4 protein-coding genes are annotated in these 9,291 nt (G+C 36.7%); all 4 read right to left on the bottom strand.

The genetic code is table 11. The features are described from left to right. The coding region (locus tag D7V20_RS17670) for a hypothetical protein (protein ID WP_120385264.1) at window positions 1-1,371 on the bottom strand (1,371 nt) is incomplete at its 3' end. A gap of 3 nt (window positions 1,372-1,374) precedes the next feature. Then, the gene (locus D7V20_RS17675) at window positions 1,375-6,600 is read right to left on the bottom strand and encodes an AAA domain-containing protein (RefSeq protein WP_077169794.1); all 5,226 of its coding nucleotides are present in this window, start codon (window positions 6,598-6,600) and stop codon (window positions 1,375-1,377) included. Between the two features lie 894 nt (window positions 6,601-7,494). Continuing rightward, entirely contained in the window at window positions 7,495-8,301 is an 807-nt protein-coding gene (locus D7V20_RS17680) for a hypothetical protein (RefSeq protein ID WP_010591556.1), read from the bottom strand. Window positions 8,302-8,529: 228 nt separating this feature from the next. Next, on the bottom strand, window positions 8,530-9,291 hold a 762-nt coding region (locus D7V20_RS17685), incomplete at its 5' end, for an LPD1 domain-containing protein (RefSeq protein WP_328588414.1).

Genomic DNA, 9,291 nt, shown 5'->3' on the forward strand with positions numbered 1-9,291 from the left:
TTTAGAATTTAATAAACCAAAGAAGTTCTCTCCATCGTTCTCTAAGTCTTCAAAAAACTTATAAAACGATTGGGCAATAGCCTTATTTTTGACAATAATACCCACAGGCACTGTTGTTAAAATATTTGTGGATGAATCACTAACGTGAATAATCAAAACACAAAAAGAGTCTTTCATAACCAAAAGCTCAAAATTACCGTCAAAAACTACACTACTTTCCTTAAACGTTAGAAAGTGCTTGGCTCCTGCCTCAGCTGTGATTAGTTTTTTATAACTTGCGATTGATTGTTTATCATTTCTGTATGCCACTGGTAAGAAGCATTTAAAGTTTTTGGTAATTGTGGTTGTCGATAAACGATCAATAAAATCACTAAATCTATCTGACTTACCCCAAAATTCATCTGATGGAGCTAACCAATACAGCTGTTTATCATCATTATTCTGGTCTTGATATTGTTTGATTGTTTTGAAAAACAGGTCTGAATTTTCCTTAGAATATATTGGCCCGATAAAGTATTCATTGGATTTGTGTTCTAGCTTAAATAAGCGATCTAAATTAAGCTTATTCTCGCTAAAAATAGATTCAACTGAAAAAGTATCCTCCATATCTAATTCATGGAGTACCTTTAGAATATCCTCAATATTTTGTGGCTTCTTAGCTGATCTAAGAGCAGCGTAAAGAGAATCTTCGATTTTGTTAAGATTTTCCATGTGATTAAAATCACTAATCTCTGTAGGTGTATAATTCTCATCAAGCGTCAATGGTAATGTAAAACGACGAGAATGGTCTCGCAATTTTTCCACTTGGCTCATTTTATACAGTTGCAGCTTCTTTTCATCCACTGATGGATTCAACTTAACTAATCCTTGGCTGAAATAAAATCGAAAATTTTTCTGAAACTCCTTACTAACCAAAGACTCACCATTTGAAAGGTATTGGTTAGAAGCATCTAATTTAATTGAATTTGCCCCATTGTCAGATGCGTTGGGATTAACTGGCTCAGGATTCAAGCCAATCATCTCAAAACTCATCTTTTGAATATTGTCCTCAATCTTATTTACATAAGGAATTGCACAAACATCCGAGAATGCTTTCTCAAGTCGCTGAGTCAGAGCAAATCGATCATCTTCAAGATGTTTTATCTGCATTTGTTTTAATAATTTAGTTAATAGCACATCTGTTTCATGATTAGATAACCCTAAGAACCGCGCTATTTTTTCAGCAGAAAGTGGTGCAATTACCAATAGGCGCAATACCATAGAATCAATAAAATCTAAGGTATCTGTTGTGGTATAGCTAAATGCCACATTGAATAGTTGTGATGGCAATGTAACATCTACGTCATGATAGCTTCTTAGTGAATTTTCCATGAGTTATACCCCTGCCTTTCTATATTTTTTTGATCTATTTTTATTAATGTGCGGATTGTTTTGTACTATTTTGACAATGGCGCGTTTTGAAATATATCGATATTCTAAAGTCTGATTCTCACGGCACTTGATGTAATTTAATACGCGTCCTAAAGGTAAGTTACTGTTGACTCCTTGCCACATTTCTGACGCACCAAAGATTACAAGACGATCCATTGCGCGAGATAAAGCCACGTTCACACGATTTGGTGACTTCAAAAATGCAGGAAACTTAGTTGGATCATTTCGCGTAACTGAGAGAATGATGATCTTATTCTGTTTACCTTGATAACTATCCACCGTATCAATACGCACAATTGATCTCAATGCATCTGACACTTCACACAAAGAGAAGGCTTTTCTTAACCGGTTTTTTTGCTCAGCATAGGTACAAATTACACCAATAGCAGGCTCTTTAAGGGAATCAGGCTCTGGCACTAATTTATTTAACAAGAGTTTGTCTTGGTCAATCCGCTGAAGAAAATCGATAATTTCATTAATTTCATGTGGGTTATAAATACTACTACCTTTCTCCATTTTGAAATGCTCAGCATTCCCAGTATCCACCCAAGTAACTGTTGAATTCAATTCTATTGCGATGTCGGATGCATAGTTATCAGGCACAATCCGCTTTAACTTAATTTCTTTCAGCTCTTCATCACTTAAACCACGAGAATCGACAACTTCAGTTTCAAGTTTTCCTTCATAAAAACAGTCTGAAACTAATTCGCCGATGCTCGGACTCATTCGGTACTGTGACAAGAGTTCTGAACTAGCCTTTAGTCCATAATGTGAATTAAAGATACGGCCAAAGTCGCTTTGTAATTTATCTTCCAAATCATCATCTGATATCTTAAGTTGCTTAGCTAAAGCCTTTTTATGATCGCTCGAATATAGTGGAGGAAGTTGGTCTTGATCCCCAACTAATAAAATACGTGCACCTGACTGCATTGCAATTGCCAATTCTGAAGCGATTGAACGTGCTGCTTCATCAATAATCACCCAATCAAATACGTGATTGGCGATTCCAATACTTTGTTGGCCAACACCAACGCATGTGCCACAGACTAATTGCCTTGTTTTGACCAGGAAACTTTCATAATTAGCATTTTGGCTTTCAATTAATGGTTCATAATCTAGGGCAATATTGATCAAGGCTTTCGCTTTAAGTCCTTCCTCATTAGATACCCCGTAGTATTGATTAAGTGCTGCGAACGTAATCATGTCGATCTTATTTAACTGGTTTAATACTGTTATCTCTTTATCATTGATACAGTCTTCCAGTTGATCCCAAAAGTCTTGATTTCCGTCAAACATGCTCTTCAGCTTATGCATTGCTGATTTGAAAGCCTGGGTATACTCTTCTAATGAGAAGCTAAACTTTTGATCAAGATCATCTTGGTCGATTGACTGATACGCAGATTTAAGACTATTTAAAATAGTGACTCTGATTTCATAAAGATCGCTCAAGTATTCAGCTTCAAGTGATAAATCTTTTGCAAGCTCAAGCACTCTTTCTTTAATATTAGACTTAAACAGCTCTATCTGGCTCGTAATAATTGAGCCTGTATAGACATCTTTTAATTCAGGAGACACAGCACTCTCTTTATTGCTTATTCGAGCAATACTTAATGGTGTGTCATACTCTGTGCATAGCTGACGTATACGCTCAACACTTGTATTTACAGCTTCGTGCGACTGACTAACAATTAAGATGTTAGATACATTTTGTTTATCATAGAGATAGTGAGCCAGTATAGAGATAAATTCAGTTTTGCCGGTTCCTGGTGGTCCCTTTAATAGTGATACAGGTCCATACTTAAGCACATTACGGAACGCTTTACGTTGTAATGGATTGAGGGCTTTAACCAATTCCCCATTTTTGTATTTGTTATAGTGATCTAGATCTTCATCAGGCACTTCAATCTCATAATCTTTTGCTTCAATCACTAATGATGGTTCAAAGTAATCTACGAGATTTTCAATGACAGCCTTATTACTCAGAATATTTGTCAGAGCATCTGCACGTTTCCGATTAGATGACTTATCTGCCTTGCTTTGTAGAAACAGTGTTGCTTCTTCAGGAACTTCATTTGTTTTTTTACAAAAATCGATCCACAATTCTCCGACTTTTGATTGCGCAATATTCACCGTACCTATGCAGAAAGTGTAATCACCTCCCGCCCCAGTTTCTTTAGTGCACATTACATCGACTTTATCGGTCTTTGAAAATTTAGCTGAAACATCTTCTGCAGAGTCATAGTATGCAATAGCACTCTTTGAATCTTTAAAATGTTTGCTCGAAACTATCTTTAACGGCTCAGACAGAGTGATTGTAGGATGTGCATGACGCTCAGTCGCCATGACTTTTTTCCACAACTCTTTCGTTTCAATATCAATTAAGTGGCTATGTGTAGGCAGATGACTCATTGGCTGTGCCATAAGCTCATCAGTAGCTATAACATCGCCTATCTCTTCTTGTAATGCTTTTTGTTCACGCAGAGCCCGTAATGTTTCCTCTTTCTCTTGAGTCCTTTTGAGCTGTGCTTGCTTAAACTGTTCAATAGCATCCTTAAAGTTTTGATCTTTTGCTAAGAAGTCATTTAACTCTACAATGTTGTCACGCTTACTCATCCCAGATATCGGGTGGACTTCAATGCTAACATCAATAGTCAGATCTGCATCCCTACTAGCCTTCCACCACAGGTCTTGTTTTTTGACAAAATCAAGGAAACTTAATTGATTTTCATGGGGCTTATAAAACCCTTTTAACATGCCATTGATTCCGCTAAGTGTAAATCGAAAATCCCCCTCACTTGCTGCCTCAAGTTGGATATAAACTTTGCCGTTTTCGGGATAAATCGTAAAGGGCGTCTCAACCTTACTTGTATAAATACTAATCTGAGGAGCTTCTTTTACAATAGCACCCTTACATTCAAATGCCTCTATAAAGCGAGAATTATCAATATAGCGTACACTTGGATCTTCCATTCCTTCTATGCTCAAGGCTGTATTTAGCCAGGATAAAGTAGGATCCATTGAAGCCACATCATCCACAGCCAAGTCTATATCGTATAGATCTGCGATTAATTTCAATGCAGTAAAGTTGTCACACTGAATGACTGTTGGATCTTCAATATCAGATGGGAAATAAGCATTAGAAGAATCAGGTTGTGGTACTTCAGGATGGAAGCAATCATTAAAACTAACTTTCAAGTTTGTTTTATCTACTAGAATCTTTTCATCATCCAAGTTTCCATGTTGAAAGCCATGCTCATGAAATTTTTTCAGAGAATGCAATAACTGAAGTGAAAGTTCATTTTTTTCATCCTCAGTTAAGCCCTCAATAACCGTTGACCAAGCTTCACCCTTTACCATTTCAGTTACTAGATACACACATGCTGTGCTAGTTGATAAACCAAAATCAATAATCTTAGGAAGGTATGGCAAATTGAGAGCCTGCGTCATTTTAAGTTCTTCAAAGAATCGCTTAAAACAACTCTTTTGATAAGTTGTCATTGCAGATGCAACTTTACCCATCCATGTTTTGACTAACATGTTGCCTGATGCATAGAGTGTAAAATTTTGGTTAGCATCAATAGGCGCGCCAAATATCGGGTAACTGATATAGGTATTTGTCTGATTTAAATATGGATTCAGTACATCTGCATCAAGTTCATAACTAACTTGTTCAGCAGGTTTTTGAGCTAAGAAATCTTGGAATACTGCACATGCATTATCATATTTCCCTGTCAAAGCTCGTGTTAAAATACGCTCTAACCAGTGGTTCTGATCTCGCTCCTCAAGACTAAATTTTTTCAATGAACGTGGGCTCAGTCGAGCATTCTTCCAAATATGAAGGATTAACTGCCCTAACCAATACACATCCTTTTGTGCAGCTGTCAGCGCAAGATTCGGAAGATGAGCTGTTGTATTCAAAAATGGGAGTTCGTTAGCCAGTTCAGGGTCAATTTTCGAGGGCTGTGTTTGATCATTTGCTGCCGAAAAATTGGATAGCAATATCTCCTTTTTATAAGAGATCCACACACTATGATCACCCACATCACCATGAGTAATTCCCATTTGATGTAGGTGATTAAATTTACCAAGCAAAATCTGGAATAAATCCAATTTCTCAGATTCAGACATTTTCTCAGCATAAGCGCCGATGAATTCGTTGACTCGATAGCTGTTCTCAGGCAACTCATACAACTCATTATATTTTGATGTCATGTCATCAAGACTTGGGTTTGTAATCGGGTGCAAACAACTTTGATAAAGATCAGGCTTTTCTGTTTTAATTTTTTGGAAAACCCGGCGCTCATTGCAGATCAAGTTGAATCGATGTTGAGGCTGACTCATTCTTGAGTTACTCAACTTGAATTCATTAAAATCCCAACAACGCATTAAAGATTTTTCACCAACGATGGTCAATGAATGCGCTTTATACTCGCTATAAATCTTTTTAGGATGCGGTAAGATCAAGTCACCTCGTTCATGATTATTAATAATCAAAGAGCGTGGTTGAATTTGGTCAGGCGCAAAAATTTCATCAATAATGGCGTGATATTCTTTTTTAATATCATATATGCGACCATCACGTTCCAGATGCTTGCGGAACATATTATTAAAATTCTTCTGTTGAGCTAATTGTATAAACTCATCTATCGAAAGAATGTGCTCTAAATCTTCTGGAGGCAGGCGCGAATAATCTGCTTTACCACACATGACAACAAAGTGAGAAACACTTTGGTAATGAAATGTAATGCCCTTAGCTTTCTTTTCTGAAACTTTATCCTTTAGTTTATTAACTATAATTTGCATTTTTTTTACATTTTTAGCTACAGGGCATGAATCTTGCTCTTTATTACCTACGTACCATTTTCCTGCAACTTTTGTAATTTCCTTACCGTTCCAGTCCTTGAATTCAATGACCAAAATGTTTGCATGAGTAATAATTAGGAGATCATATTCAAATTTCTCAGAACTACCTTTCGCTACTGCTTTTTTTCCATTTTTATGCATAAATTCAAAACCAGCATATGCTCGCCAGTTTTTAGTTTTTTCGCCACGATCAAAGACCTTTTTAATCTTATCAATTGCTTTGAGTTCGTGCTCGTATATACCTGTCTCTGGATATGTAACTTTCATATTAAAAGATTCTTTATTTAAAATGTCTTGCTTTTGCACATACAACAAATAAGCGTCAAAAATGATGCTAAATTTTTATTAACATAAAGTAATGCTATATGTACGGTGTCTTTTAGAAAAAATACTTAGCGTAAGAATTTAGTTTTTTCAGGTTGATGGTTAGTTTGGCCAAATAAGCCCTCCGAAGGTTTTTTATATTCAGTTTAGGATTGTATTTAAAATAAAGTCTGCCAAATATTTTGGTGTAAAACCTGAGTCTTCTAGCACGATCATCATTTAGATGATCTAACTCAATCATTCGTTTAAGCAAAACGTATTTCACTTAACGGTTCATAATGTGACTTATATTACATTTAATTTTTGAGTATTCAAAATTATTTTATTGAATTATAAGAAAAAAACTTAAGGAATTCCTTAAAATTTGATGACAATGGTCATATCTCTAATCACTAAAAAGACCAAAAATAGATATCTACCCATATCTCTCGGACAAATTAACTCTATTTTATAAAAGTATCAATAAATTCATTAGGTTCATGAACCAAAAATTTATAATTATTTTTTTATTTATATAAGTTATTGAAAATAATAAATAAAATTATTAAAAGTTTTATTAACTAGACTTCAGGTGAACATAAGTTAAAGTTCGAATTAAAATGAATAGGGTAGTCGCAATTTCCAAAAAATGACAGCTCATGTGTCGTTTAGATACTAACAATTTGTTTATTATAACAAATCTTAAGCATGTTAGCTGTCGTCATTCTTTGATACGGTCTACGTACTACCGTACAATCATCAGCTATATTCATGGTGTTACTTTGCATAATTTACATTTTCTGCATTCAAACCAATCAATCCAAAATTACGTGCACGTTCGAGACACATAAGCTGTCATTGACGACACATGTAATGTCACTGGTTGCGTTCGTGCGTCTATTTCCGTTGAACTATGCTATACCTTGAATAGCCAGCTACTCGGTTCACTGAAATACTGACCGACACGTTAGATTTCAGTTTTAAATCAAAATAGCGATCAATCGTCACAATTAGATGTTTTACATAATCAAAAACTACATATGTTAAATCCTTTAAATCATTGTTCTGGTGTGCAACTTCAATAAATTCTGAAAACAACGCTACACCTGTTTCGTTGGCCAGATTCGCTAACTGATTATCCAATCCGGCAATTGCCGTTAATTCTGATGCAATCACCACTTTATGCATTGCTGTTTCCGCTTCAATGCCTTTGTACTCAATCCCCTTGTATATATAGACATCGTTTTCTCGTTTGCCTTGGTTCCAAGGGTTATCCGTACCATCCAGTCTAGGCATGCTGTACGGTCGTTTTAGTTTTGCTGGAGGTGTTTGTTTAGCGGTGACTTCATAAAGGTTAAATACGCAATCTGTGTAGCGTTTAAGGCTATGGTATGTCAAAGCTTGCTGTTTGGCGGTCAACTCCCGTGGTGATACATGATTCACCAAGGTTTTGAACATTTCTAATGATTCTGGTGTGAACGATCCATCTTTTTTTGCATTGTCCATCAGGTCTTTTTTAGCCCATTTATGCTTTAGTTTTTCCGCTTCAGCATCAGATATTTTCTCTCCCCGATACACGTATCCACGCGCTGCGTTTGAATACTCAAAATCTGCTCGTTTTACTGCCTTGTAGACCATTGTTTTTGTCATTTGTTTTGCACCAGTTTTTCCCATAGTTGTGGCGACCGCTTGAGGGCTTAACACGTACCCATTCTTTTTCGCTTCGGTCGTAACACCAAAACTCGTACCCTAAACAACAACGTTTATTCACGACATAGCGGTAGGTGTTGCAGATCGTAAGCATATTCTCAGTGGCGTTAACTTCCCAAGGTTTAAACGCAATAAGCTCTGTTATTGCTTCCCTGTAAAGTCGTGTTGCTTTGGGATTATTGAATAAGATCCGTTCTTTTTTTGAGGTCTTAGTGATTGCATTCATTTCGTCCACGACCTCACTAATGCTTTTAGCCAATCATCCATCAAATCAACTAAAATTGCCCGTTCTCTGCCTGTTGGATATGCGCTTAACTTCATATTCCAACTATTTGCCGACTCTTCTGTGCCGTGCACCAAAAACCCATTTTGTTGATCATTTTCAGCCAGCTTATCCGTCACCCAACATTCAAACAGTCTGGCAAAGATTTCTGTTGGCTGTGACCAATACATTGACCGTGATTGATCTAGGTGCATGGCGTTATTCATAAAGCCCGTACCGCCTTGTCTTTCTTCGTAATCAAGGTATTTGGTTGACTTAAAAGTAAGATAATTAACCAGCTTGATAAACTTATCTGCAGTCTGGCCATCTTTAAGATGTTTGTATGCTGACTCTTGATGATTCTGTACTGAGTAACGCCCTTTACTGGTGTAAAGAAAGTATTCGCTAAAAAAGTTATTATTGAGTCCGTTTCGTTTTGCCAAAACACAATCAAATCCGTGCGCGAACTCATGGGCTAGTGCTCCAACACCTTGCGTCTTGGTCAAATGAATAAGCATATTACCTGGTTCAAAGTGAGCTGCTGCGCTATCAACGCCTGTGCCACGCGAACCGAATGCTATTCCTAGCTTACCGCCTAAAGATGCGAACGTAACGGGTAGACCTAGAAGTTCGACAAGATCCATTAGTGAGTCATACGTGCAATTCAGAAACCATGCACGTTCCTTTTGATTTACCCAATTGCCGAACTCGACTCCAGAAAA

It is taken from the genome of Acinetobacter rongchengensis (assembly GCF_003611475.1).
GTDB classification, from domain to species: Bacteria; Pseudomonadota; Gammaproteobacteria; order Pseudomonadales; family Moraxellaceae; genus Acinetobacter; species Acinetobacter rongchengensis.